Genomic DNA, 26,682 nt, shown 5'->3' with positions numbered 1-26,682 from the left:
TGCATAGCCCAACTCATTCAAAAGCCTTGCTGCACTACAGTGTCAGGTTGCCCGATATTACGGCGTGTTTCGCACCGGTTACTGCCGGGAGCGTGTTGGTTCTGCCCATAAGTGCCTCATGGCCAAGGAGGGCAAATCCAATCGCTTCGCGAGCATCATCTGGTATACCATAGTCCGCTGTTCGCTCCAAACGGATGCCTTCCGGGAGTCTCTGACGGATCATCTCCATTAACGTGGCATTGGAAGTGCCACCACCGCAGGCGAGCATGGCCGATATTTGCATCTTGGGCAGGATAAAATCCTTCACTGCCCGTACGATCGTCTCCGCGGTCAGACAAGTTGCGGTAGCTAGCGTATCCTCCAGGGATAAGGAACGCGCAGTAGCCATCTCCATAAGGCGTGCTGCATATGCCGCACCGTACACTTCACGTCCGGTGCTCTTAGGAGGGAGCCTTTTGAAATAGTTATCGTCCAAACACAGATCCACCAGATCCTGATCGAACTTTCCCTGTGCGGCGATTCTTCCATTCGGATCATAGTGCTGCCGCCCAGCTGTCGCCTGGCGTACGATCGCGTCCATCACCATATTGCCAGGTCCCGTATCAAAAGCCGAAATGCCTTCATTTGAAGACTCTGATGGAAGCACCGTAACGTTGCCAATACCGCCGATATTTTGCACCAGTCGTCCTTCCTCTGGACTGCGGAACATCAACGCATCGGCATAAGGAGTAAGGGGCGCCCCTTCCCCACCAGCCGCCATATCCCGTGCCCGCAAATTGCCGATCACTGGCAGGCCCGTTCGTTCACGTACAACGGCGCATTCGCCAATCTGCAACGTGGACACCACTGGAAGACTCTCTCCTCCTGGCCCTGGAAAAGCCGAGGCTACAGGTGCGTGCCATACGGTCTGTCCGTGCATGCTGATCGCATCCACCTGACCGGACGAGATTCCTGAGGATCGAATAAGCTCTCTGACACTGTGAGCATACCACTCTGATACGCCAAAATGTGCAGCCGTCAGCTCATCCACGCGTGCCGTCTCCGGTGAACATAGTCGAATCAGTACTTCTCTCAATTCATTGGAGTAAGGTACGCAGACGAAGTCAACCAGATCGATCTTTTGCAATGCCCCGCTGTCATCTGTCAGAATACGCACCAATGCCGCATCCGTCCCGTCGAGGGACGTGCCTGACATCAGTCCAATGATGTAATGCTCCCGTTTCAAGCGATATTGCTCCCACATCGGATAGCTGCCTGTATCCATCCATTCACAACCTCCCGCCAGACCCGATGAACACGTCATCCTGCCATAATTTCACCCAGTATATGATATAAAATTTCACAAGTCAAATATTTTATGAAATTTAATTACACTCTTTCAACCATAGCGACTCTTTGTCCGATCTGGAATGCTCACAAGATGCTTCTATAAATAAAAACAGATAAATAACGATCAAAAAAGAAACATTTTTACAATTTTACCGTTTATATAACGAAGGTATATTTTGGAATCGACATGTTGAGGGTTATAAACTGTCACCAGCGGAAGGGGATACCAAGGTGAACAACGCTGTTATTTGGTTTTCAACTGTGCTATTACTGGGGGGATTGACGACTACATCGTCATCCGTTGTTGGTGCCAAACCAGCCGCATCAGAACTAATTTCACATTCTTCCATTAATGCGATTTCTGTAACTCCTTCCATCTATTCAAGCGTCAAACCGTTTAAAAGGAACAACAGTACCAACAAAATCATCTGGAAAGGAGGAAATATTACTTTAACCGCTACTACAGTGAAGTTGGAAGGTAAGCCTACTTTTGAACAAAACGTAATTCAATCCATTGTCGTCACCAAGGGGAGCCAGAAACATACGATTGAAACGAGTGATTTGGAGGACAATTGGCTCGATATCACAAGTGTTGTTGCCTCTAACTCCAATACATGGCTTGCTATACACGCAGAACGTAGCTCAGGAAACACTCTGATGCTGCTTAACCTTCAAACGGGTGAAGTGACGGAATTAAATGACCGATTGAAAAAAGCAGGCAAGAAAAACATAGAAACGATTGCCGACTATAACTGGGCACCCAACGAAGATCAGATAGCCTTCTCTTACGGAGATCCCTCCAAAAGCTCAATAGCCATCTACAATGTTCAGAAAGAGAGCTTTGTATACCTACCAAGGGCAACCAATTATATTAGTACCATTCTGATTTTGTGGCAAAAAAACGGAAAAATACTAGATTACATCAGTGAGTACCCGTCTGATCAAATGATACTTTATAGGTATAGCATAGAGAGTAACAAGGTGAAGCCTGTTAAGAAAATCAGCCGTAATGAGTTTGCCGAATGGTTCAAGCTGGATAAGTATTCCATACAGTAACGATCTAAATAGTAGAGGTGCATAATGAAAAAATCGATTTTACTACTGTTTCTAAGTCTGTTCTTGCTGGTTGTACTCCCTCATCAGGGAAATGCGGCTGCAAGCACTTCGAAAATCTTCTTGGACGGCGAGGAATTAATCCTCCCAAGTGACGTTCAGGTGACCATCGTGAATAAGAATGTTATGATTCCGATTCGTGTTGTTGCCGAAAATTTGAAATTCAAAGTTGATTGGAATCAAAATACACGTAATGTAAAGATCCAGCAAAATGATAAGACGATTTCTTTAACCGTTGATCAAAAGCAAGCCATGGTCGCTGACAAGCAAGTTACCCTGAACACAGCTCCACTCATTTTAAATAACACCATGGTGGTACCCATTCGATTTGTCAGTGAACAAATGGGACTCAACGTGAAATGGAACAACAAGGAGAAGATTGTATACTTAATCAACACCGACACCAGTAAAGAGCCCAATGTTGAGCCCGGCAACGGTTCAGGAAACGGTAACCCAGCATCAATAACACATGTTACCGATATCCAATTTGCCAACAATCAGCTCGTCGTGTCTATGGATGGTGAATCCAAACCAGTGATGACGACTTTGAAGAATCCCGATCGTCTGGTCGTGGATCTGCCCGGAGCAGTGTTTGGTGATCTATCGCAACCTTTGAATCAAAACATGAATGGCAAATTGGATGTGGACGCATACCCCAATGTAACGGAAGTTAGATATTCTCTTTTTAAACAAGACCCTGGTCAAGTTCGAATTGTCGTTGAATTGAATCAGGTGAAGGATGTACAGTACAGCCAGAACATCATTGCTGATAAACTAATTATCGATCTGAATGTTTCGGGAGATAACGTCACACCCGTTCCTGTAACTCCTATAGGCGACTCAGGGCGCAAGGTCGTTGTCATTGACCCAGGCCATGGGGGTAAAGATCCAGGTTCAACCAGCATCACCAACAAACCCGAGAAAGAATATAATCTGGCATTGGCTCTCAAAGTACAAGCACTGCTTCTCAATGAGCCGGATATCGAATTGGTGATGACTCGTGACGGTGATACTTATCCCACCCGCCCGGAGCGTGTTCGGCTCGCCAATCAATTAAACGCGGATGTTTTTGTATCTATCCATGGCAATAATGTGGAGTCCTCACCCCAGGCGACAGGTACAGAGACGTTCTACTATCAACGCAGCAGCAGCAAGGAATTAGCCAATATCATTCATCAACGTTTGGTTAAAGCCATGGGGCTAAAAGACCGTGGTGTGAAAAATGGCAACTTGGAAGTGATCAGAGATACGACCATGCCTGCAGTACTTTTGGAAGTGGGATTCCTGAGTAATGTTATGGATGAAGAACTGATGTCGTCCGATGTTGTTCAGATGAAAGCCGCTCAAGCGATAGCAGATGGGATTAAGGAATATCTGGGTATAAATTAAATGATAAAATATAATGTAAATATGCTGGAGGATGTGATCCATTGAAAACGAAATTGGGATGTGCACTCGTCTTATCCTTCTTAATGATTGTTGGCATTGGTTGTGCTCAGAAGCCAGTCAGTGAATCCGGATCGGCCGAACCTGCTGTTCAGGGGGGACAGTCACCAGACCAATCCGAAACAAAGGTGGATCTGGGCACAATGAACACACAAGCGGTTGATGTGTATTTCGCAGACGCACAGGTACTGGAACTTGAGAAAAAAGAGCAGGAAATTGAATACAAGGACGATTCCGAGAAATACAAAAAAACATTTGAAGCTTTACAAAACAATACCGATTCGGAGCTCGTATCCCTCTGGGAAAAAGTTGAATTGCTCTCCCTACAGTACGGCGAGGGCAAAGTCACTTTGGATGTTCATATTCCGGATGAGGCCAAATTGGGAACCAGTGGCGAGCTGCTTGCATTGGATGCACTGACCCAGACGATGTTTCAATACGATGAAGTAGAAAGTATCGATATTCTGGTGGACGGTGAAGCCCTCGATAGCTTGATGGGCCATTCAGAGCTGGAGCATCCTATTCAGCGTAAGCCGTAATTTAATTTTTAAAGATACCGGATGATATCCGAATGATTCTCTCCTTGAATCATCTCCCATGCATGATGAGAAGCCTAACTTCTCATCATGCATTTTTTATATAAAAATCCACATTCAAAAAGACGTCCCCAGGGACGTCCTACATAGATCCAATCCTTATCAAATTCAACTTACAGGTACAGCTCATCTCCAGGAGATAGTGAATGCAGTATTCCTTTCCCCGAGACCCATTTTTCTCTGAGCAAGCCTTCTCTCAGTTTATCCGTCTCTGCCCGGTCCGCATGCACAAGCACCGTATGCCTTGCAGGAACCTGATGCAGCATTTTCTCGACATCCTTCCATCCCTGATGCACCTTATAACGAATTTTCCGTACCTCGCACGCCCCGTGTTCTGCAGGATTCTGCAACAGCCTGTAAGCATAGGTGCCAGCAGAGACATGCCCAGTGAGCAGTACCAGATTATTTTCATCGTCCGCAAACTGGTTATAGTACCAGCGGGCAAGAGAGGACTGCATCATCCCGTCCGGAATGAACCACAAAGAGGCAGCATGTTGATGCAGTAGCCGCTCTCGCTCTTCCTTTGTCACAGGCATCCCCCATCCATGACCCTCCAGAAAACGCCCAATCGCTTCCTTCACAGAACCAGGTATGTGTTCTTCCTCTTCCTTAAGCCAATATGGAGCACGTAAAAGCTGCTTCAGTCCGTCCACCAGCCCTTGTTCCACTACAATCGGAACGTCAGGGAACTGCTGCTGTGACCACAACATGATTTCCTGACCACGCCCCACCGAGGGCATAGGCATTAACACCTTTCCACCCCGGGCAATCGTCTCATGGATGGCCTGTTCCAGCTGTTCCAGTTTGTTGGTCTGCGTATCGCGGTCTGTACCATATGCAGCATCCATAATCACCAAATCCAGCAGGCCGGATGAAGATGCTTTGTTCAATTCTACTCCCTTGGATACAGCATAGCCATCCCCTTGCTCCACAGGTCTCCCTGCTGATAGGTGGGATCGTAACACCCCTTCGGATGCAGCAAAGGGAAGAGTCTGCGACGCGGATGGCTCTCCTGCCAAGACATGCCCACTATTCACGGCTGTTCGTATATCCGGTTTCCAACGTTGACTAACTGGAGCATCTAATCCACGCCTGTTACGTGGTACCATTGCCTGCCAGAATACATCCGCTGGGCAATCCTCCTGCAATAGCATGGATTCGGAGGTGTAATCACCGGAATAAAGTATCCGCTTATCCTCCATTTCCAGCCCGAACCATACCGATCCCGCAAGGTGTCCACTGCGCCCCCACACTACCGAGACGCCAGGGACCATTTCAAACCAGGTTCCACCCTCGGCTTCGTCCTCCAAAAATCGGTAGCGAATCAGCTGTTCATCACCTTCTTCGTATGGGAGGGCGTGTCCTGCCCTCTCCATATTTCTTCGCCAAGCTCTGAAGTAAGTGTCTAATTGCTCCCTGGTTTCCCGCGTCGTCCATACTTCACCCTGATACCCCATCCTATAGAGCAATGGAATAGCGACAGAATGATCCTCATGGGCGTGAGACAACAAAACCACATCCAGCTCTTTAACGATTTCCGGTTCAATCAACGGATACTCGCCGGCTCCTTCTTTTTTCACGCCACAATCCAGCAAAAGTTGTACCCGGCTCCCTCTCAGGAGATAGGCAGAGCGCCCGTGTTCCCCGGCGCCGCCCCATACCTTCAGTTTGATCATGATGCATTCCACTTTCTCTTCGAATTCAGAACTTCGATGCCGAGCAGCATCAGTACCGTCATACCGACAGTAACCACGGCCATCGCCATTCCCAATGACACCTGACCTTGTTCAAATTGAGCAAAAATATACGTAGCCGATGTCTGCATCGATGGAGGCAAAATCAACAGTGACCCTACCAGCTCCCGCGTGGCGATGGTGAATGTCATCATCCATCCGGCCAGCATGCCGGGGATGATCAGTGGTAGAAGAATACGCCGCAGAATGTATAACGGTCTTCCGCCAAAGACCTGACCCGCCTGGAACAACGTTCCATCTATCTGGGTGAAGCTTGATTTGACATACTGCACCGTGTACGGCAAGAAGAGAACCACATACGTCAGAACAACCATTCCGTACGAGTTGTACAGGGTGAATGGCATCCATGGTGAATTCCAGAACAGGATGAGACCCACCACCATGACAATGCCAGGCACCGTATTCGGCAGCAGACTGAACAGGTCAATGACACGCTGCATAAAGGAAGACGATTTACCAATCGTCAGTGCAAAACCTGTACCGATAATAACTGCAACCGTCGAAGCTGCTAGTGACAGCCCCAGACTGTTTCCGATTGCTTTCATACTGACTGATCCCCAGGACAGCAATTCCCGGTAATGATCCAGCGTCAGATTGTCGAAGGACAATCCCGCGCCGCGCAGTTTCATGGTCGACGCAGCAATAATAGAGAAATACGGAATACCCACCGACAGAATCAGCAGCAACGCGAGATACAACCCGCACAACCAACCCGCCCCGCCGCGTAGGGAATATCGTTTAGATCGCTGCCCCTTGCCCCCTACCAGACGGTACGTGAACTTTCGACTCATGGCAGACTGCATGTACCACATCACCAGACAGACCGACAGCAGCACCGATGCAAGCGAGGTTGCTTTACCAAAATCAATCGGCCAACTGGAGATATACTTGTGGATCTCAGAGGTCATGACATAATAACCGATACGGCGCCCGAAGGTGGCCGGTGTTCCGAATTCCGCAATCGTTTTGACAAAGACGAGCATGATCCCCATGCCATAGGAAGACAACAGTAGTGGTAAAATAATGCGTCTGAATCGGTATCCTGCACGTCCCCCGTGCACCGCTCCCGCTTCTTCCAGATTGCCTCCAATGCGAATGATTGCATCCCTAAGCAACAGATATAGGAAAGGGAACAGGTGCAGGCTCATAATGAGCACCATGCCCCAGAAGCTGAAGAACAACTCACTCCAGTTCGCAGCGGAGGGCACCCATTGCTGCAGGTATCCCCCTTTTTGCATAAACAGAATCCATCCCATAGAGCCGATATACGGCGGGGTCATGAACGGAATCATCAGGATCACGTCCACCCAACGATGCTGACCCATGCGGGTCTTCGCCATCATCCAGGCCAGTGGCAATGCCAGCAGCGTTGTTACAGCTACCACGCAGATCCCCAGCCAGACGGAATTCAGCAGCACCCCGGATAAATGTTGTCCGGTAATGGTGCGAATCGGAGCCATCCAATCCCATTGCCCGTCCGGATATACGCTTTGCCAGAAAATCAGTAAGAGCGGTACACCAATGCTTATCGTCAGCAGAAAGAGGGCCAGAATCACGCCCACTCTCCGAAAAATACGGTTGTTGTCTACTACAACAGGTTTCACTACGATTTCACCTCACATGACTTCCACAAGACAATCGTCTCTTCACTCTAGTTGTTCTAGTTACTCAATCGGCAGGTCATAACACTATTCTTATTTAAAAGTCTCGGAGAAACGTGCCGCTGTCTCATCTCCGTTTTCACTCATCCAGTTCCAATCCACTTTAAGCTGCGGGATATCCTTCAGATTCGCCCGGTTAGTCGCCTCGATGTCTTCACGACCCGGAATCAGGTAAGCATCTGCAACGAGCTTTTGTGCCTCATCAGACAACAGGTAGTCGATAAACGCCTTGGCATTCTCCACATTCTGACTCGATTTCAGAATCGCTGCCGGTCTTGGACTGATTACAGTCCCTTCCTCTGGATATACGATGTCCAGCGGTTCACCTTTGGCTTTGGAGGAATACGCCATGTAGTCCACACCAGCTGCTACGATGCTTTTCGCTCCCGTAATGACCGGGTCAAGTGCTTCCTGATTCGCTCCTGCCATCGCTACACCATTGGCTTTGTAGCTGTCCAGCAAGTCCCAGCCTTTATCTCCATTCACACTCAGGTATCCCGTAATGAAGTCCAGCGCGGAACCGGACAGTGTAGGATCAGGAATGTTCACAACATCTTTCCAGGCAGGTGTTGCCAGCTCAGCCCAACTGGTTGGTGGCGTGGACACCAGCTTCGTATTGTAGACAATTCCGAGTGCCGAAGCACTGGAGCTAAAATAGTTGCCTTCGGCATCCGACCAGTCCCTATTCAGCTTGTCTGCATTCTCAGCATCAGGATATGGGAGTGTCAGACCATCCGCTTTCAGTGCTTGTGCCGAAGGCAGAGAGGCCAGGATAACAACGTCCGCTACCGGGTTGGATTTTTCAGCTTCCATGCGAGCTAGAATTTTTCCTGTCGTGCCCTGGAACATCTCCACTTCAATGCCCGTCTTGGCTGTAAATCCGCTGATGATGTTATCCGCCAGCTTCTGAGGTCCTGCACTGTACAATACCAGCTTACCGCCTGCTGGCTTTGTCGTTTCCGCCGATGCAGTAGCCGTACTGCCTTCCCCCGCAGCTTGACCCGCATTCCCGGTAGTTGAATTACCTGTACTGCATCCGAACAAACTGATACTCATTACCGCTGATAATAACAGCATTGCGCTTCTTTTCCGTGTTTTCATACCCAACATTTTCATTCCATCTCCCTTGGTTTCTGATTATATTTGTATTCACGTTTCTGCAAACTCACTCTTTATGCTCATCATGATCAGTTGGCTGCTGCGATGAACTCTCTAGGCTTCACATTCGGAGTGTCTTGTCCGTTCATTCGGCAAATCCGCTCCGGGGCTACATAGAGCTGAACCTTCTCCCCTACGCGTACTCTTCGATCCAGATAGGCTGTCCATACACTCAGTCCCTCCATCTGCACCCGAATTTCATAACGCTCTCCTACATAACTGACGCTGAGCACTACCGCCTGATAACACAGATCGTCATGACCTGTTTTGCTCCAGGAGACATGTTCCGGTCTCACCATGGACTGATTAGGCGTAAGCCAGTTGGACTTTCCGATAAACGAAGCAACAAAAGGATCGCTTGGCGATGCGTAGATCGTTTCCGGGGTTCCCTTTTGCAATATGCGCCCCTTCTCCATCACCACAATCTCATCTGACATCGACATCGCCTCAACTTGATCATGGGTGACGTACAGCGCTGTCAGTCCCATATCCCGTACCAATGACATCATCTCAATTCGCATCTCTTCCCGCAGCACAGCATCCAGTGCACTTAGTGGCTCATCGAACAGGATAATCCCCGGCCTTACTGCTACCGCTCTGGCAAAAGCAACCCGTTGCTGCTGTCCTCCCGACAGCTGATGAGGATAACGATCCTCCATGCCTTGCAGGCGAACCATGCCAAGTGCTTCGGTCACCTTTTGGCGCAGATCCGATTTCTGCTTTCCGGCTTTCAGGCCGAACGCCACATTTTCGTATACTGTCATATGCGGCCATAATGCAAAATCCTGAAACACCATGCCCAGATTACGCTTATGTGTCGGTACATCTATTCGCTTCGTCGCCGAGTAGAAACTCTTGCCATCGGCAACGATTTCTCCCGCATCTGGTTGCTCGAGCCCCGCCAGCATGCGCAGCAACGTCGTTTTGCCGCAGCCGGATGGGCCGAGCAGCGTCGTAAACTGTCCATGCTGAAGTGTTAAATCCGTGGGCAGCAGCGCGGGAGTGCGATTGAATGATTTTTGAATTCCCGTAATTTCCATTTTCATAAGCATCCCTGCCTGTCTTCTTGTACTGTTCTCAGTCTAACGTCCGCTTTCGCGAGTTGTATGTTAGAAATGTAAAATTGGAATTAACTTTTTAGATGAATTCTGTTGATGTTCATAGATTAAATCTATATAAGGTGATTCAAATTACCCGAGAGGAGTGTTGAGTTCGTTGAACCTGATTAAACTGCAAATTGTTGAACTCATTGATAAGCATCATCATATGACCAGTGTGGCCGAGCTTCTCGGCATCAAGCAGCCTACCGTTACCTTTCATATGAAGTCTCTGGAGGAAGAGATGGGAGTGCGATTATTCGAATCGCGTAGTGGAAAGACGTTTCTCACCGAGGCTGGACAAGCCCTCTTACATTATTCCGTCAAAATCAATGCCCTGACCCAGGAGGCGCGCCGGGTGGTAAAGGAATATGACAGCCTCTATCGGGGCACCCTGCACATTGGAGCGAGCTATGTACCTGCAACGTATCTGCTGCCGCCTATTTTGAATACATTTTCACAGGAATTCCCCGGTATTCGAATTATGTTATCGGTCAAACCTTCACCCGTTATCCGCGAAATGTTGATCCGTCACCAGATTGATTTGGGTGTGATCTCCTCAGAGCCTTTTGTGGGTCCGGTACTTCAGGCAGAAACACTATGTGAGGATGATCTGGTATTAATCTGCTCTCCACAGCATGCCTTGGCTCAGAGGGATGTGCTGAAACCTGAGCATATGGCACAGGTTCCTTTTGCACTGCATGGGGATGAATCCAGCACTCGACGTTTAACTAACCAATGGCTGGAGCAACATGATATTCGTTTGCGAAGCACCGTTGAGATGGACTCTCTGGAGGCGATTAAGCAGTTGGTTCTACTCGGTAGTCATATCTCGTTCATGTCACGAATGGCCGTACAGTGGGAAGAGCAGCATGGACTGATCAAGGTCCTCCCCATTCCAGGTGAGCAGGCTCCGCGGCATATATATACCGTCCACAACAAAGATCGTCATCCTTCCGTCCAGGTCAACCGCTTTAAGGAAGTACTGCGGGACATGAGCCATAGCTTCACTCTTTTCAATTCATGATTCCGCCATCCCATATAAACTATCGTTTGGCATTCATCAAATCTATGCAGGGTTAACCCAACGAGCCCTTCCATTTAATCGCTTTCATATACTCGGACGATAAAGTGGGTTTGTACGTTAATCCAGCCTAGGGAGTGATTGGTTTTGAAAAAATGGAAAAAGGTAACCGCCTCATTCATGCTGAGCATCGTGACATTGGGAAGTGGACTGACGTTTCTGGAAGCACCGCAGGCTTCAGCAGCAGCCAACGCCGTTCCTGCTTATGAAGTGAAGTTCCTGGCTAAGCCGGAGCTGGTATTGAACACAGATGGGACACCACGCAGTGAAGTCATTCAGACGCTTGGGTTGAGCTCCACAGCAAGAAACATTAGTGCAGAGTATTTCGACACCAACGCGCTCAATCTGGATCAACAGGGATGGAACGTCCGTTTTCGGAAGAAGGATGACAAGAATAACTATGAACTGACTTATAAGAAGCGCTACCCTGTCATTAATGGTGATGTTAATGCGGCGTTGACTCTGGCTAACCAAGAGGGATTTGATGCGTCAGATGATAACTACGAGGCTGAAATTGACTGGGGATATGGCAAACAAACATTAAGCTTCTCCAACACTAAAAAGGTGGATACCAAAGCTACAGGCGTACAACTTCCATCACAGCAGGAAGCCTTGAGCATGTTATTGGACAAGTTGCCTGGCAAACTAAAAAATTGGTCCTCCTCCAACTGGGGTAAACAACAACTCACGCAATCCCGCGCCTACGGTCCGGTAACGTTCCAACGCTATGAAGGCACATGGAATGGGCAGGAACTCACCCTTGAAGTATGGCCGATTCGTAACGCAGCAGGCACAGGTGTAGAGAATATCGTTGAGATCTCTTTCAAAACAGCAGATTCTACAGCTGTTTCCGGACTACGTACCCAACTGATGCAAGTGCTGGAGAACAAAAACTGGCTCATTCCTGCTGATGGCCTGAAAACTCAACTGATCTTGGAAAGATACTAATTGGTTGTTGTTGTCTATATCGTATGAGTCTAAGTAATGGTATCTAGCGGCTTATGGGGCAACGGAGAAAATTTTAAAGCCGAACTTCCATTTCAACCAAAACAAAAGGAGATCAGCAGGAACATTTTGCTGATCTCCTTTATACTTACTATTTCTTACAGTTAGTATATTTTAAAGGTCTGGGCTGTTTCGATCCCAAGTGCACTCTGGATAAACGTATTGGCGACTCGCTCCACAGGCACCGGATTAAATCCGATAAACACACCTTTATATTTCTCTGCGGATTCAACAAACAGGTTAGGACTAACCGAATTCAGACGTATACCTCGGGGCAACTCATAAGCTGCTGCTTTGGCAAACGAATCAATTGCACCGTTGACCATAGCACTGGATGCGCCTTTGAGAATGGGATGGTCCTGTATAATGCCACTGACCAGCGTAAAACTTCCCATATCGTTGATGTAGTGCTGTCCAATCAAGACGATGTTCACTTGACCAAGTAATTTCCCCTGCACACTAATCATATTGTTCTCAGGGGTCAGCTCCTCCAACTTCGCATAATGGGTCTGGCCGGCTGCAACAATGACATAATCAATATTAGTCACCGTTTCAAAGAGGGATGTAATACTCTCTGTGGATGTCATATCCACCTGGTAATCTCCGGATTGCCTGCCGGCTGTAATGACCTCAACGGAATATTCCTGAAGCTTCGCAACAACAGCCTTACCTAATGTTCCATGTCCTCCAATAACCAGAGCCCTTTTCATAATCCGCCTCCTTTTTATCAGTGAAAGCATGATGTTGTACATTCATTGATCTCTTCATTTAAACAAAGATCACTCGCATAATCAAACTCACTTCACAATTAAGCCTAATAATCCAACAAAAGAGGCGGCCTGAGCATCTGAGATGATACATCCGTTCAGATCCTCAATATCTACATGTAACCTTTCAAAGCTACAGTCACTAAGGTCCACTCCCTTAAGCTTAACACCCGACAAAAGAGCTTGGTCTATATTGCATTCAGAAAACTCCAATTTTTGGGCAGTAGCTTGAAAGAAATCGCCACTCACCAGAGAACATTCCGTGTACTTCACCTGTTTAAACTTGGAGAATCGAAATAAAGAAAGGTCAGCTACACAGCCCTGAAAGCTTACATTTTGGAACCTGCTATTTGCAAAATTGGTACCAAGCAATTTACAGTTTCTAAACTCTGTTCGGTGGAGGAAAGAACCGTTAAAGTCCATATTGGACAAATCACATTTATCAAAAATTACATCAGTAAGCTCGACTTCGGGGAGAGAGGACTGGCTGAAGATCACGTTCTCAAAGACCACTTTATCGAATGAAACTCTGCTGGCGCTCTGATTCTCAATAGAGATATTGGTAAATCGCCCATGTTTGATTTCTTCTTTACTCTCCCATGCTTCTAAAGTTAACGATAAGTCTTCGAGTTCCAGGGGAATCTTTGGCGCTTCTATTTTATTTTTCATAAGTCCTCCCACTATTTTCTTACTTAAGATTACTATATCAAAAAGAGCCCTTGCAATAAGCAAGAGCTCTCTTTGTTGTTACCATGAAGCGGGTGATGGGAATCGAACCCACGCTATTAGCTTGGAAGGCTAAAGTTCTACCATTGAACTACACCCGCATATAAAAATCGGGATGACACGATTTGAACATGCGACCCCCTGGTCCCAAACCAGGTGCTCTACCAAGCTGAGCTACATCCCGATACTTATGAAAATAATGGCGCGCCCTGAGAGATTCGAACTCCCGGCCTTTTGATTCGTAGTCAAACGCTCTATCCAGCTGAGCTAAGGGCGCAAATATTGGAGCGGAAGACGGGAATCGAACCCGCGACCCTCGCCTTGGCAAGGCGATGCTCTACCGCTGAGCCACTTCCGCAAAATATATGGTGCGGTCGAGAGGACTCGAACCTCCACGGGGGTTAGCCCACACGGACCTGAACCGTGCGCGTCTGCCAATTCCGCCACGACCGCAAAATATAATGGTGAGTCATGAAGGGCTCGAACCTTCGACACCCTGATTAAAAGTCAGGTGCTCTACCAACTGAGCTAATGACTCAAACTAAAAACTAAAATGGCTGGGGATATAGGATTTGAACCTATGCATGACGGAGTCAAAGTCCGTTGCCTTACCGCTTGGCTAATCCCCATTAAGAAAACATGGGGCGATCGAGGGGAATTGAACCCCCGAATGCCGGATCCACAAACCGGTGCGTTAACCACTTCGCCACGATCGCCATAAGCTATCCCTTACATTCGCTGAGAGTATCTCAGTATTCCCATCTGAAACTACAATATACATTCTATTATAAATTCAGAGGTAAATGCAATAAATGGTGCCGGCGAGAGGACTTGAACCCCCAACCTACTGATTACAAGTCAGTTGCTCTACCAGTTGAGCTACACCGGCACGGTGTAAAATGTTACTTGAGTAAAAATGGCGGAACCGACGGGATTCGAACCCGCGATCTCCTGCGTGACAGGCAGGCATGTTAGGCCAACTACACCACGGTTCCAGATCACTTTCTTCAGAGAAAGTATAATTGCGGGGGCAGGATTTGAACCTGCGGCCTTCGGGTTATGAGCCCGACGAGCTACCGGGCTGCTCCACCCCGCGTCGTTATTTAAAAACTATATGGTGGAGGCTGAGGGGATCGAACCCCCGACCCTCTGCTTGTAAGGCAGATGCTCTCCCAGCTGAGCTAAGCCTCCATATATATGACCCGTAGGGGATTCGAACCCCTGTTACCTCCGTGAAAGGGAGGTGTCTTAACCCCTTGACCAACGGGCCACAGTAACAAAATTCTATCTGGCGGAGAGAGAGGGATTCGAACCCTCGAGACGCTTTTGGCGCCTACACGATTTCCAATCGTGCTCCTTCGACCAACTCGGACACCTCTCCTGAATGGCTCCCCGAACAGGGCTCGAACCTGTGACAACTCGATTAACAGTCGAGTGCTCTACCAACTGAGCTATCAGGGAATGGTGGAGCCAAGCGGGATCGAACCGCTGACCTCCTGCTTGCAAGGCAGGCGCTCTCCCAGCTGAGCTATGGCCCCATGTTTCACTGTGGTTTAAAACTATATGGTGGGCCCTGGTGGACTCGAACCACCGGCCTCACCCTTATCAGAGGTGCGCTCTAACCAACTGAGCTAAGGGCCCCAATATATTTCCCTTTTCCTTACGAGGGGGGCAAAAAAAATACCCCAAAGGGAATTCGCTTGGCGGCGTCCTACTCTCCCAGGACCCTGCGGTCCAAGTACCATCGGCGCTAGAGGGCTTAACGGTCGTGTTCGGGATGGGTACGTGTGGAACCCCTCCGCCATCGCCACCAAACGCATAGCTTAGCTTACATTCAGAGATCATTCTCTGAAAACTAGATCCGAAACGAAATTTGCGATTTATAACTTGCATATTGGATAAGCCCTCGACCGATTAGTACTGGTCAGCTCCATGCATTGCTGCACTTCCACCCCCAGCCTATCTACCTCGTCGTCTTCAAGGGGTCTTACATACTGGGAAATCTCATCTTGAGGGGGGCTTCACGCTTAGATGCTTTCAGCGCTTATCCCTTCCGTACATAGCTACCCAGCGGTGCTCCTGGCGGAACAACTGGTACACCAGCGGTACGTCCATCCCGGTCCTCTCGTACTAAGGACAGCTCCTCTCAAATTTCCTACGCCCACGACAGATAGGGACCGAACTGTCTCACGACGTTCTGAACCCAGCTCGCGTACCGCTTTAATGGGCGAACAGCCCAACCCTTGGGACCTACTTCAGCCCCAGGATGCGATGAGCCGACATCGAGGTGCCAAACCTCCCCGTCGATGTGGACTCTTGGGGGAGATAAGCCTGTTATCCCCAGGGTAGCTTTTATCCGTTGAGCGATGGCCCTTCCATGCGGTACCACCGGATCACTAAGCCCGACTTTCGTCCCTGCTCGACTTGTAGGTCTCGCAGTCAAGCTCCCTTATGCCTTTGCACTCTTCGAATGATTTCCAACCATTCTGAGGGAACCTTTGGGCGCCTCCGTTACTCTTTAGGAGGCGACCGCCCCAGTCAAACTGCCCACCTGACACTGTCCCCGCACCGGATTACGGTACCAGGTTAGAACCTAGATACGATCAGGGTGGTATCCCAACGGTGCCTCCACGCAAGCTGGCGCTCACGTTTCAAAGGCTCCCACCTATCCTGTACAGATCGTACCCAAATTCAATATCAAGCTGCAGTAAAGCTCCATGGGGTCTTTCCGTCTTGTCGCGGGTAACCTGCATCTTCACAGGTATTAAAATTTCACCGGATCTCTCGTTGAGACAGCGCCCAAGTCGTTACGCCATTCGTGCGGGTCAGAATTTACCTGACAAGGAATTTCGCTACCTTAGGACCGTTATAGTTACGGCCGCCGTTTACTGGGGCTTCGGTTCACAGCTTCGGATTGCTCCTAACCGCTCCCCTTAACCTTCCAGCACCGGGCAGGCGTCAGCCCGTATACTTCGCCTTACGGCTTCGCACAGACCTGTGTTTTTGCTAAACAGTCGCTTGGGCCTTTTCACTGCGGCCCCCTCGTGCTATTCACACTACCGGGGCACCCCTTCTCCCGAAGTTACGGGGTCATTTTGCCGAGTTCCTTAACGAGAGTTCTTCCGCGCGCCTTAGAATTCTCTTCTCGCCTACCTGTGTCGGTTTGCGGTACGGGCACCATCACCTGGCTAGAGGCTTTTCTTGGCAGTGTGAGATCATGACCTTCGCTACTATAATTTTCGCTCCCCATCACAGCCCAGCCTTACGATGTGCGGATTTGCCTACACATCAGCCTCACTGCTTAGACGGACATCCATCAGTCCGCGTCACTACCCTGCTGCGTCCCCCCATTGCTCATAACGGCTTACGGTGGTACAGGAATTTCGACCTGTTGTCCTTCGACTACGCCTTTCGGCCTCGCCTTAGGTCCCGACTTACCCTGAGCGGACGAGCCTTCCTCAGGAACCCTTAGGCTTTCGGCGGATCAGATTCTCACTGATCTTTTCGTTACTCATACCGGCATTCTCACTTGTATAATGTCCAGCGCTCCTTACGGTACACCTTCAACCCTTATACAACGCTCCCCTACCCCTGATGCAAAGCATCAAGCCATAGCTTCGGTGGTGTGTTTAGCCCCGTTACATTTTCGGCGCAGAGTCACTCGACCAGTGAGCTATTACGCACTCTTTCAATGGTGGCTGCTTCTAAGCCAACATCCTGGTTGTCTGTGCAACTCCACATCCTTTCCCACTTAACACACACTTGGGGACCTTAGCTGATGGTCTGGGCTGTTTCCCTTTTGACAATGGATCTTAGCACTCACTGTCTGACTCCCGGAAGTAAGTCTATGGCATTCGGAGTTTGACTGAGCTTGGTAACCCTTGCGGGCCCCGCACCCAATCAGTGCTCTACCTCCACGACTCTGTTTTCCGAGGCTAGCCCTAAAGCTATTTCGGGGAGAACCAGCTATCTCCGAGTTCGATTGGAATTTCTCCGCTACCCCCACCTCATCCCCGCATTTTTCAACATGCGTGGGTTCGGGCCTCCAGTGCGTGTTACCGCACCTTCACCCTGGACAGGGGTAGATCACCCGGTTTCGGGTCTACGTCCACGTACTAAGTCGCCCTATTCAGACTCGCTTTCGCTGCGGCTCCGGCTCTTCACCTTAACCTTGCACGGGAACGTAACTCGCCGGTTCATTCTACAAAAGGCACGCCATCACCCCTAAAACGGGCTCTGACTTTTTGTAAGCACACGGTTTCAGGTTCTATTTCACTCCCCTTCCGGGGTGCTTTTCACCTTTCCCTCACGGTACTGCTTCACTATCGGTCGCTAGGAAGTATTTAGCCTTGGCAGATGGTCCTGCCGGATTCATACGGGGTTTCACGTGCCCCGCACTACTCGGGATACATCTCGGAGGGAACAGACTTTCAAGTACAGGGCTTTTACCTTCTTTGGCGGGCCTTTCCAGACCTCTTCGCTTAACCGGTTCCTTTGTAACTCCATGTGAGATGTCCCACAACCCCAAAGAGCAAGCTCTCTGGTTTGGGCTTCTCCGCGTTCGCTCGCCGCTACTGACGGAATCACTATTGTTTTCTCTTCCTCAAGGTACTTAGATGTTTCAGTTCCCCTGGTATGCCTCTACATAACCTATGTATTCAGTTATGAGTAACTGGAAATTACCCCAGCTGGGTTTCCCCATTCGGACACCCCCGGATCAAAGCTTGCTTACAGCTCCCCGAGGCAGTTTCGTTGTTCGCCACGTCCTTCATCGGCTCCTAGCGCCTAGGCATCCTCCGTGTGCTCTTAGTAGCTTAACCATATCGCTCGTGTTCGAGCTGTCTCTTCCCTTGTTTTGCTTGCGCAAAGCCAAAAGTCGTTCCATTTCGATCACTCGCTCATGCAATCTACCGTTTTTATTGAAACTTGTTTAACACAAGTTCAGCTTAAAAAGGAATGTTCTAAATCGCAAAATTTCGTTTCGATATCTAGTTTTCAAAGAACAAGCTCCATGCAAAAGCAAGCTGTTTGAGAGTTTGAGCTCTCAAAACTGAGCAACGAGTGAGTAGTTTTGCAGATCTAGTCTGCGTATTTGAATGTTTCCACTCGGGAAACGATTCTCCATAGAAAGGAGGTGATCCAGCCGCACCTTCCGATACGGCTACCTTGTTACGACTTCACCCCAATCATCTATCCCACCTTCGGCGGCTGGCTCCTTGCGGTTACCCCACCGACTTCGGGTGTTATAAACTCTCGTGGTGTGACGGGCGGTGTGTACAAGACCCGGGAACGTATTCACCGCGGCATGCTGATCCGCGATTACTAGCAATTCCGACTTCATGCAGGCGAGTTGCAGCCTGCAATCCGAACTGAGACCGGCTTTTTAGGATTCGTTCCACCTCGCGGCTTCACAGCCCGTTGTACCGGCCATTGTAGTACGTGTGTAGCCCAGGTCATAAGGGGCATGATGATTTGACGTCATCCCCACCTTCCTCCGGTTTGTCACCGGCAGTCACCTTAGAGTGCCCATCCGAAATGCTGGCAACTAAGATCAAGGGTTGCGCTCGTTGCGGGACTTAACCCAACATCTCACGACACGAGCTGACGACAACCATGCACCACCTGTCTCCTCTGTCCCGAAGGAAAGATACATCTCTGTACCGATCAGAGGGATGTCAAGACCTGGTAAGGTTCTTCGCGTTGCTTCGAATTAAACCACATACTCCACTGCTTGTGCGGGTCCCCGTCAATTCCTTTGAGTTTCAGTCTTGCGACCGTACTCCCCAGGCGGAGTGCTTAATGTGTTAACTTCGGCACCAAGGGTATCGAAACCCCTAACACCTAGCACTCATCGTTTACGGCGTGGACTACCAGGGTATCTAATCCTGTTTGCTCCCCACGCTTTCGCGCCTCAGCGTCAGTTACAGCCCAGAGAGTCGCCTTCGCCACTGGTGTTCCTCCACATATCTACGCATTTCACCGCTACACGTGGAATTCCACTCTCCTCTTCTGCACTCAAGTCACCCAGTTTCCAGTGCGATCCGGGGTTGAGCCCCGGGATTAAACACCAGACTTAAATGGCCGCCTGCGCGCGCTTTACGCCCAATAATTCCGGACAACGCTTGCCCCCTACGTATTACCGCGGCTGCTGGCACGTAGTTAGCCGGGGCTTTCTTCTCAGGTACCGTCACCTTGAGAGCAGTTACTCTCCCAAGCGTTCTTCCCTGGCAACAGAGCTTTACGATCCGAAAACCTTCATCACTCACGCGGCATTGCTCCGTCAGGCTTTCGCCCATTGCGGAAGATTCCCTACTGCTGCCTCCCGTAGGAGTCTGGGCCGTGTCTCAGTCCCAGTGTGGCCGATCACCCTCTCAGGTCGGCTACGCATCGTCGCCTTGGTGAGCCGTTACCCCACCAACTAGCTAATGCGCCGCAGGCCCATCCCCAAGTGACAGATTGCTCCGTCTTTCCAGTTCTCTTCAGGAGAAGAAAACAACTATTCGGTATTAGCTACCGTTTCCGGTAGTTGTCCCAAACTTGAGGGCAGGTTGCCTACGTGTTACTCACCCGTCCGCCGCTAACTATCAGAGAAGCAAGCTTCTCTTCAAGTCCGCTCGACTTGCATGTATTAGGCATGCCGCCAGCGTTCGTCCTGAGCCAGGATCAAACTCTCCAATAAAGTATTGAAAAGAGCGATAAGCTCATTTTGAAACTGACGAGATTAAAAATCTCATTTGTGCTCCAGTTGATTCAAGCCAAGGCTTGTCTCAAACTTTCGCGTTCATTCTGCAAGCAGAATGTTTACTCACTCGTTGTTCAGTTTTCAAAGATCAAACTTGTTTCACTGCCGGGTGTTGTTCACCTCAGCAACTTTTATATCTTATCACATCCGAACCAACTTTGCAAGCTCTTTTTTCAAGTTTCTTTCGAAGCTTATTTCATTCGCTTGCCGCACCGTGTTTCTCGTGTTTTCTTGGCCGGAATTAGAATATACCATGTAGAGATTATGAACGCAAGCTTTATTTTTAAAAAACTTTAGAACCACTTTCTCTTCAGATAATCTCAATCTCTTTCTTCTATAGTAGAGCCCTCGTATATCTACCCAACGCTCCTTAAAGAAACAGAAAGCCCCGCTTAGCCAAACATTACTCTATAAGGCCAACTTCACGCTTCCCCTTTTCAGGAATCAAGAAGTGCACCCAACAACCATAGCCAGGGAAGTACTCATACCTATCTTCACTCAGTTGAAGATCGTATGGATGAGTCTGACCCTGGCTCTTATATAACCTTACATTATATGATTCGACCTTACCTTCTATATAAGCATGAATTCATCCGCACAAGAAATAGCTATACAATTGTTATAAGATCCGTTTACCCAGCAATGAAGCAATCAGTTCTACTCCAAGGCGGGCCGTATGCCTGTTCTGATCAAACAGCGGGTTAACTTCCACCAGATCCATGGACGTGACTCGGTTGGTGGAAGCGAGCAGCTCCAGTGCGAAATGAGCTTCACGGTAATTCAATCCCCCTGGTACTGGCGTACCCACACCCGGAGCCTCACGCGGATCAAGACAATCCATATCAAAGCTAATATGAATACCATCTGTTCCTTCCCCGACTACAGCCAGCGCCTGTTCAACAACCTGTTGTATACCTATCCGATCAATATCATGCATTGTAAAGCTCTTAATGCCAAGCGCTCGGATCTGTTCCTTTTCATACACATCCAGATCACGTAAGCCAATGTAGACCAGATTGGAAGGATTAACGAACGACCCTGCACCCGGAATATGAGACAAGTTAAATGCAGAATGCCCCAAAGCTGCAGCAACACTCATCCCATGCATATTTCCAGACAGACTACGCTCTTCTGTGTTCAAATCCGCATGGGCATCAAACCAGATCACACCTAGATTGGAATAATGCGCAGACACCCCAGCAAGAGAACCTATAGCTACACTGTGATCGCCACCCAGAACAAGTGGAAAAGCACCTCCAGATATCGCCCCAGACACTTCATTGCACACTCGCTCACTCACCTGTCTAACCTCGGATAAATATTTCACACGGTTGCGTTCAATTGGAGCAACAGACTCTGAGGGACAATCTACACGGATCTCTTTTGATACATTCAACCCAAGGCTTGCAATTTCACGTTTCAATCCTGCTGTAATTAGTTCATCCGGACCTAGCTCAGCACCACCTCGCGCCCCGCCTAGTCCAAAAGGAACCTTAATGATGGCAACGTCATGATGACGCAAAAGCAATTGGCTCGTTTCATTAGAAGCATTCAGCGTTCCTGCAGATTCAATATCATTGTTTCCCACGTAGGTCAGCTCCTTCGCTGCTTATATGAAGTAATCAAAGAATGAAAGGTTTATTCAGTCACCCAGCACCTGAGCAATTCGTTCCAACGCCCAGTCGATCTCAGCCTCCGTAATAGTCAGTGGCGGCGCAAAACGGATCGTTGTCTCATGGGTTTCTTTACAGAGCAGTCCAACAGACATTAATTTCTCACAATATGAACGTGCAGGTACATGCAGATCAACACCGATGAACAATCCTCTACCTCGAATCTCACGCACAGCTGAACTGCGAATTCCCTGAAGCTGTTTCATAAAATAATTTCCCAGACGCTCCGAGCGCTCTGCAAGCTTCTCATCTTCCAGAACTTTCAGTGCCGCGACAGCCACGGCACAAGCGAGTGGGTTACCCCCGAATGTGGAGCCATGAGAACCCGGTTCAAACAAATCCAGTATTTCTGCATTTGCAGCAATAGCCGAGATAGGCATCACTCCCCCGCCTAGCGCTTTACCCATAATCCAGATATCCGGCTCAATCCCCTCCCAGTCAGAGGCAAAACGGCGTCCCGTTCGTCCGAATCCGGTCTGAATCTCATCCGCCACGGTCAACACCCGGTGCTGTTTGCACAGCGTAAAGGCTTCAGCAAGATATCCTTCTGGCGGAATGACAATACCGGCTTCCCCCTGAATGGGTTCCACAAGGAAAGCGGCCGTGTTCGGTGTGATCGCAAGCTTAAGCGCTTCAATGTCACCATAAGGAATGATTTTGAATCCGGGTGTAAACGGTCCAAAGTCTTTTTTGTACTCTTCTGAAGATGAGAAAGACGTGACCGTCAGTGTTCTTCCATGAAAATTTCCTGAGCATACGATGATTTCAGCTTGATTTTCCGATACACCCTTGCAGCGATATGCCCATCTTCGTACTGCTTTCACGGCCGTTTCAACCGCTTCAGCTCCCGTGTTCATGGCAAGAATTTTGGGTTTGCCCGTAAATTGCGAGAGCTTCTGATAGAAAAGTGATGCCGCACTGCTGTGAAATGCCCGTGATGTTAATGTTACCCGATCTGCCTGATCCTTCAGCGCCTGAATAATTGCTGGATGTCTGTGCCCATGATTTAATGCCGAATATGCACTTAACATATCCATATAACGGCGATCTTCCGGATCTTCGACCCATACTCCCTCCGCCTGCTCAATGACGATCGGGAGCGGATGATAATTAGGTGCAGCATAACGTTCCGACCAATCCATTAACACTTTCGAATCTGACATATACTCCCAGCACCCCTCTTTGATTATATTGTATACAAAATACAATATCAATGTATGCTTCGCCACGACCATTTACGACTCCTGCTCACTTTTTCCGCTATCACCTAATTCCACTCATTCGCAGAGTCCGTATCCACGTTATCGGGACATAGAAAGTCTGTGTTCCAGCCAGGTGAGCAGGTTGGCCAACGTAAATGTAATTACAAAATAGAGGGCAGCAGCAGCAACAAGTAGCGGGGCAAGCGGTTGGAAGGTAATCCCCTGAACAGCTCTGGCTGTATAGATAATCTCAGCAATCCCGATCATGGGAACAAGCGAGGAATCTTTAATGATAATAACGAATTCATTGCCGATAGCTGGAAGCATGTTACGAAAGGCCTGCGGCAGTATAATTTATCTCTATACAATATACATCAGACAATATGTGGGCTTTAATGTAAGTAATACTAATAAGAAATTAGCTGCATAGCAATGAATTCAACACATTTATACGCTTAAATTCCACAAAACGTCATTTATGTAACCCGAAACTAACATCTCTTTAGATCATTAAGATTGCTTGCCCAACTCCCCCCTCGGTGTTAAGATGATAAAAACTTGAAACTCCCGAACGGCGCACCATTACAGGGCTTACACCCTCACACATCCAATCATCACTATATACAGAAGGGGGGATTCGGTATGGAGGCACCAAAATACCGGTCCTTGAAAGATCATGTTTACGATTATATCGCACAGAAAATTCAAGACGGGACACTGCTCCCCAATCAGAAGATTAATGAAGCGGAGATTTGCAAAAAGCTCGACATCAGCCGCACACCTACTCGGGAAGCCTTATTTCAACTCACTTCTGACAACCTCCTGCAATATATCCCACGCAGGGGATTTATCGTCGCTCCTTTTGATGCTGGCAAAAAACTCGAATTCTCGCAGGCCATCGGTGCACTTGAGGCACTTGCTGCTACACTTGCAGCGGACCACCTCAAACCGTCTGAGCTCATGGAGATGGAGGCCCTTGTTGCACGGATGGATGAAGATATTACCCAGCTCGATCTGGCTGCTTACAGCAAGAATCAATATCAATTTCATAACCTGTACATCCAGCGCTGCGGTAACGCCACTGTCATCGAGATGTTAAACACGTTAAAAAACAGCTTTATTCGCCAGTCGTATGTCAGCGACAATAAGCCGAAGCTATCCAGTGTACTTAATGAAGTAAATGAAGAACATCGCCAAATCCTAAGCGCTTTTCGAGCCAAAGATAAACCGCAACTGGAAGCTCTGCTGAAGCACCACTGGCGCATTATCGACAACGATATGCTGTAACGGTTTCAGTCCAAGCCTTTGAGTTGACGTTTCTTCATAACTTACTTATATTGGATTTAGAGTCCGAAAAAAAGAAGGCAAAGGCAACCTACCTTAGAGTGGGTTGCCTTTTTATATGCCAAGTACGGCATCAACCAAATATTTTTCCACATTCATTTATTGATGAAATACAACGACCTCCGCGCGAGCAGATGCTTCCTACTCTTTCTGGGTATTACCATTCTCCATTGGTACCCTCGCTTCAAAAACCGCATACCCCAGTCTTTTTCCGTATCTCGCAAGCAAACGATCATTGGTGCGACCCATACGCTGCACTTGCTCATCCTCAAACAAGCTCATATCCATCTCCCGATGAGGATCATGATCCACGCCCCACTTTCCCATGGAACGAGATTGTTCCTTGACCAGGACTTCAGTAAATCCACTCTGTCTGAGACGTTTCTTCCATGTAGTCATGGTCGCCAGTGTCCTTATTCCGTAAAATTGTTTCAGCCTACGGCTCATCACCTCTGTCTTCCTTCCGGATAACACCATCTCCCGATCAATGAAGAGACCACCTGGCTTCAACACTCGCTTATATTCCGCAAGGGTACTTCGCCACTGGGTGAAGATAGTGACAGACTCTACAAATACCACATCAAAATAATGATCCGGAAAAGGCAAGGATCTCACGTCTGCCTGAATAAAACGAATATCCAAGCGCTCCCGTCTTGCGCGTCGCACCGCTTTCTCCAACATCTGCCGATTAAGATCCACCGCAGTTACCCGGTAACCGTTTCGAGCCAGATAACAAGCCGTCCTCCCTGTACCACATCCCACCTCAAGCACCTTACTATGCGTAGGCAGAGACAGCGTATCCAACAGTTGCATCGTTGCTGTAAACCCTCCCGGATGGGCACTCCCTTCTCCAAGCCGGGCCAGCAAATCATGATAATCCATGAGATTCCCTCCCTTTTACTCCCTCCAGTGTATGGAACAGATACAAAAACGGCTCCTCCCCATCTAATTTCCGGGTACTCGTCCATACCAATCGGTCTTCTTTTTACTATGATATACAAACCGTTGATTTCAAGCGGCAACCGCAATAATGAGGAGGATTTACATGTACAGAATTAATCCGGTATGTGAAGAGACGGTTTCTCCGCACGTTGGACGTTCCGTTTGTCTCGTTATGAACGACGGTAAGCATATGTACGGTACGCTTAGTCAATGTCGTGATGGTAAAGTTTATTTGAACGGGTGTTTCGAAGGACCACGGCTGTGTTCAGTCAAATCCAAACAGCAGCTTGTAAAAAGCAGTAAGAAAAATGCTGTTGCAACAAAGAAAGTTAAATCCTCGGCTTACGGATATGGAGGATACGGTGGAGGATACGGAAGAGGTTACGGGGGTTACGGCTCTGGAGCAGGGATTGAGCTGGCTCTGGTAGCAACGCTGTTCCTGCTTCCATTCCTGTTCATCTAAACTATCCAAACAAACGAAGAACCTTCTCGCATAAAGCGAGAAGGTTCTTTGTTTGTCATTTATCATACTTAAAGTTTCTCCTTCAGCCACTGTAACACTACGGATGCTTTACCCCAGCTTACACCCAACATTGTTGTAAATTTGATATATTACCTTTTATTATGCGACATATTGGAAAAAAGATATAAAAAAGGCATTCGCCAAAAACGAATGCCGGGAACTTCATATTTAATACCCTTACCTTTGTACAAGATGTCAGGTTCAACTTAAAAAAAAACACCTCGTTAGAGGCGGGTAAGCTATGTTAAATCCGATTTCCTTTAGGCATCGTTTTCAGATTACTATTCGAATTTTCAAGCAATGGCAGCATCCTGGTCGTGCTAACCATCTCAGAAGCACATATCGGACAAGTAGGCACGCTATCAAACGCAAAATTGTCCCGCATCCATCCTTTGCACGTATCGCTCGTACATTCCCAGATTGCCGCATCCGCTTGTGGAATCTCTTCCAACGGTTTTTTGCGATTATACATGACTTCTACCCCCTTTGTTATGGAAAAACATCTAATCCGACGTTATTT

The 26,682-nt window shown here is 48.4% G+C and carries 19 protein-coding genes, 17 tRNA genes and 3 rRNA genes; 7 read left to right on the top strand and 32 right to left on the bottom strand.

Annotation, left to right across the window (positions count from 1 at the left end; all coding sequences use genetic code 11):
- Positions 1-34: 34 nt before the first annotated feature.
- Positions 35-1,264 (bottom strand): anhydro-N-acetylmuramic acid kinase, encoded by a 1,230-nt coding sequence (locus AC3ITG_RS01715; protein WP_489252602.1) that lies wholly within the window; start codon positions 1,262-1,264, stop codon positions 35-37.
- Positions 1,265-1,560: 296 nt separating this feature from the next.
- Between AC3ITG_RS01715 and AC3ITG_RS01710 the strand changes: the two genes are divergently transcribed.
- The 3 genes from AC3ITG_RS01710 to AC3ITG_RS01700 are packed head-to-tail and all read left to right on the top strand — an operon-like array spanning position 1,561 to position 4,427.
- On the top strand, positions 1,561-2,385 hold the full coding sequence (locus AC3ITG_RS01710) for a hypothetical protein (RefSeq protein ID WP_489252601.1): 825 nt from the start codon (positions 1,561-1,563) through the stop codon (positions 2,383-2,385).
- 24 nt (positions 2,386-2,409) lie between these two features.
- Positions 2,410-3,831: an N-acetylmuramoyl-L-alanine amidase family protein gene (locus AC3ITG_RS01705; RefSeq protein ID WP_489252600.1), complete on the top strand. Its 1,422-nt coding sequence runs from the start codon at positions 2,410-2,412 to the stop codon at positions 3,829-3,831.
- Positions 3,832-3,872: 41 nt separating this feature from the next.
- Complete coding sequence (locus tag AC3ITG_RS01700; protein WP_489252599.1) at positions 3,873-4,427, top strand: GerMN domain-containing protein; 555 nt, start codon at positions 3,873-3,875, stop codon at positions 4,425-4,427.
- A 170-nt stretch (positions 4,428-4,597) separates the two neighbouring features.
- Here AC3ITG_RS01700 and AC3ITG_RS01695 read toward each other — a convergent pair whose 3' ends face one another.
- From AC3ITG_RS01695 to AC3ITG_RS01680, 4 genes are all read right to left on the bottom strand, one after another.
- Positions 4,598-6,160 (bottom strand): MBL fold metallo-hydrolase, encoded by a 1,563-nt coding sequence (locus AC3ITG_RS01695; protein ID WP_489252598.1) that lies wholly within the window; start codon positions 6,158-6,160, stop codon positions 4,598-4,600.
- Positions 6,157-7,842, bottom strand: a complete 1,686-nt coding sequence (locus tag AC3ITG_RS01690; RefSeq protein ID WP_489252597.1) for an ABC transporter permease — start codon at positions 7,840-7,842, stop codon at positions 6,157-6,159. The genes AC3ITG_RS01695 and AC3ITG_RS01690 overlap by 4 nt, the downstream gene beginning before the upstream one ends.
- Before the next feature lie 90 nt (positions 7,843-7,932).
- Positions 7,933-9,009: an ABC transporter substrate-binding protein gene (locus tag AC3ITG_RS01685; RefSeq protein WP_489252596.1), complete on the bottom strand. Its 1,077-nt coding sequence runs from the start codon at positions 9,007-9,009 to the stop codon at positions 7,933-7,935.
- Positions 9,010-9,086: 77 nt separating this feature from the next.
- Positions 9,087-10,103, bottom strand: a complete 1,017-nt coding sequence (locus tag AC3ITG_RS01680) for an ABC transporter ATP-binding protein (RefSeq protein ID WP_489252595.1) — start codon at positions 10,101-10,103, stop codon at positions 9,087-9,089.
- A 169-nt stretch (positions 10,104-10,272) separates the two neighbouring features.
- On the opposite strand from AC3ITG_RS01680, the gene AC3ITG_RS01675 reads away from it, so the two are divergent.
- Together AC3ITG_RS01675 and AC3ITG_RS01670 are read left to right on the top strand one after the other, a co-directional pair.
- Positions 10,273-11,181: a LysR family transcriptional regulator gene (locus AC3ITG_RS01675; protein ID WP_489252594.1), complete on the top strand. Its 909-nt coding sequence runs from the start codon at positions 10,273-10,275 to the stop codon at positions 11,179-11,181.
- Positions 11,182-11,325: 144 nt separating this feature from the next.
- The gene (locus tag AC3ITG_RS01670; protein WP_489252593.1) at positions 11,326-12,186 is read left to right on the top strand and encodes a CYTH domain-containing protein; all 861 of its coding nucleotides are present in this window, start codon (positions 11,326-11,328) and stop codon (positions 12,184-12,186) included.
- 161 nt (positions 12,187-12,347) lie between these two features.
- On the opposite strand, the gene AC3ITG_RS01665 is transcribed toward AC3ITG_RS01670, so the two are convergent.
- From AC3ITG_RS01665 to AC3ITG_RS01545, 25 genes are all read right to left on the bottom strand, one after another.
- On the bottom strand, positions 12,348-12,953 hold the full coding sequence (locus AC3ITG_RS01665; protein ID WP_413374573.1) for a short chain dehydrogenase: 606 nt from the start codon (positions 12,951-12,953) through the stop codon (positions 12,348-12,350).
- 87 nt (positions 12,954-13,040) lie between these two features.
- Complete coding sequence (locus AC3ITG_RS01660) at positions 13,041-13,679, bottom strand: pentapeptide repeat-containing protein (RefSeq protein ID WP_489252592.1); 639 nt, start codon at positions 13,677-13,679, stop codon at positions 13,041-13,043.
- Positions 13,680-13,766: 87 nt separating this feature from the next.
- A tRNA-Gly gene (locus tag AC3ITG_RS01655) sits at positions 13,767-13,837 on the bottom strand.
- A gap of 9 nt (positions 13,838-13,846) precedes the next feature.
- Positions 13,847-13,920: transfer RNA gene (locus AC3ITG_RS01650), tRNA-Pro, on the bottom strand.
- Between the two features lie 16 nt (positions 13,921-13,936).
- Positions 13,937-14,013 (bottom strand) — tRNA-Arg (locus AC3ITG_RS01645).
- 6 nt (positions 14,014-14,019) lie between these two features.
- Positions 14,020-14,094, bottom strand: a tRNA-Gly gene (locus AC3ITG_RS01640).
- Between the two features lie 8 nt (positions 14,095-14,102).
- Positions 14,103-14,189 (bottom strand) — tRNA-Leu (locus AC3ITG_RS01635).
- A gap of 9 nt (positions 14,190-14,198) precedes the next feature.
- A tRNA-Lys gene (locus AC3ITG_RS01630) sits at positions 14,199-14,274 on the bottom strand.
- A 16-nt stretch (positions 14,275-14,290) separates the two neighbouring features.
- Positions 14,291-14,365, bottom strand: a tRNA-Gln gene (locus AC3ITG_RS01625).
- Positions 14,366-14,376: 11 nt separating this feature from the next.
- Positions 14,377-14,452 (bottom strand) — tRNA-His (locus AC3ITG_RS01620).
- A 97-nt stretch (positions 14,453-14,549) separates the two neighbouring features.
- Positions 14,550-14,625: transfer RNA gene (locus AC3ITG_RS01615), tRNA-Thr, on the bottom strand.
- Between the two features lie 28 nt (positions 14,626-14,653).
- A tRNA-Asp gene (locus AC3ITG_RS01610) sits at positions 14,654-14,731 on the bottom strand.
- Between the two features lie 27 nt (positions 14,732-14,758).
- Positions 14,759-14,832, bottom strand: a tRNA-Met gene (locus tag AC3ITG_RS01605).
- Between the two features lie 19 nt (positions 14,833-14,851).
- Positions 14,852-14,927 (bottom strand) — tRNA-Val (locus AC3ITG_RS01600).
- A gap of 7 nt (positions 14,928-14,934) precedes the next feature.
- A tRNA-Glu gene (locus AC3ITG_RS01595) sits at positions 14,935-15,006 on the bottom strand.
- A gap of 19 nt (positions 15,007-15,025) precedes the next feature.
- Positions 15,026-15,117: transfer RNA gene (locus AC3ITG_RS01590), tRNA-Ser, on the bottom strand.
- Between the two features lie 4 nt (positions 15,118-15,121).
- A tRNA-Asn gene (locus AC3ITG_RS01585) sits at positions 15,122-15,197 on the bottom strand.
- 1 nt (position 15,198) lies between these two features.
- A tRNA-Ala gene (locus AC3ITG_RS01580) sits at positions 15,199-15,274 on the bottom strand.
- Positions 15,275-15,300: 26 nt separating this feature from the next.
- Positions 15,301-15,377 (bottom strand) — tRNA-Ile (locus tag AC3ITG_RS01575).
- A gap of 57 nt (positions 15,378-15,434) precedes the next feature.
- A 5S ribosomal RNA gene (gene rrf, locus AC3ITG_RS01570) occupies positions 15,435-15,551 on the bottom strand.
- A 79-nt stretch (positions 15,552-15,630) separates the two neighbouring features.
- Positions 15,631-18,556, bottom strand: a 23S ribosomal RNA gene (locus AC3ITG_RS01565).
- Positions 18,557-18,863: 307 nt separating this feature from the next.
- Positions 18,864-20,415 (bottom strand): 16S ribosomal RNA (locus AC3ITG_RS01560).
- The 16S, 23S and 5S rRNA genes sit together here with 17 tRNA genes alongside, the layout of an rRNA operon.
- 682 nt (positions 20,416-21,097) lie before the next feature.
- A complete protein-coding gene (gene rocF / locus AC3ITG_RS01555; RefSeq protein WP_489252591.1) occupies positions 21,098-22,066 on the bottom strand; it encodes an arginase in 969 nt (322 codons plus the stop codon).
- A 54-nt stretch (positions 22,067-22,120) separates the two neighbouring features.
- A complete protein-coding gene (locus tag AC3ITG_RS01550; RefSeq protein ID WP_489252590.1) occupies positions 22,121-23,314 on the bottom strand; it encodes an ornithine--oxo-acid transaminase in 1,194 nt (397 codons plus the stop codon).
- A 138-nt stretch (positions 23,315-23,452) separates the two neighbouring features.
- Entirely contained in the window at positions 23,453-23,680 is a 228-nt protein-coding gene (locus AC3ITG_RS01545; protein WP_489252589.1) for a hypothetical protein, read from the bottom strand.
- Positions 23,681-23,995: 315 nt separating this feature from the next.
- On the opposite strand from AC3ITG_RS01545, the gene AC3ITG_RS01540 reads away from it, so the two are divergent.
- Positions 23,996-24,640 (top strand): GntR family transcriptional regulator, encoded by a 645-nt coding sequence (locus tag AC3ITG_RS01540; RefSeq protein WP_413374564.1) that lies wholly within the window; start codon positions 23,996-23,998, stop codon positions 24,638-24,640.
- A 198-nt stretch (positions 24,641-24,838) separates the two neighbouring features.
- Here the strand turns inward: AC3ITG_RS01540 and AC3ITG_RS01535 are convergent, their stop codons facing one another.
- On the bottom strand, positions 24,839-25,579 hold the full coding sequence (locus tag AC3ITG_RS01535) for a class I SAM-dependent methyltransferase (protein ID WP_489252588.1): 741 nt from the start codon (positions 25,577-25,579) through the stop codon (positions 24,839-24,841).
- 163 nt (positions 25,580-25,742) lie between these two features.
- On the opposite strand from AC3ITG_RS01535, the gene AC3ITG_RS01530 reads away from it, so the two are divergent.
- Positions 25,743-26,102 (top strand): hypothetical protein, encoded by a 360-nt coding sequence (locus tag AC3ITG_RS01530; RefSeq protein WP_413374560.1) that lies wholly within the window; start codon positions 25,743-25,745, stop codon positions 26,100-26,102.
- Between the two features lie 304 nt (positions 26,103-26,406).
- Here AC3ITG_RS01530 and AC3ITG_RS01525 read toward each other — a convergent pair whose 3' ends face one another.
- Positions 26,407-26,634 (bottom strand): cold-shock protein, encoded by a 228-nt coding sequence (locus tag AC3ITG_RS01525; RefSeq protein WP_024633773.1) that lies wholly within the window; start codon positions 26,632-26,634, stop codon positions 26,407-26,409.
- Positions 26,635-26,682 lie beyond the last annotated feature (48 nt).

The organism is Paenibacillus sp. GL_099_B, assembly GCF_057835695.1.
The sequence above is the reverse complement of the archived record's forward strand: the minus strand, read 5'-3'. Positions and strand labels throughout refer to the sequence as shown.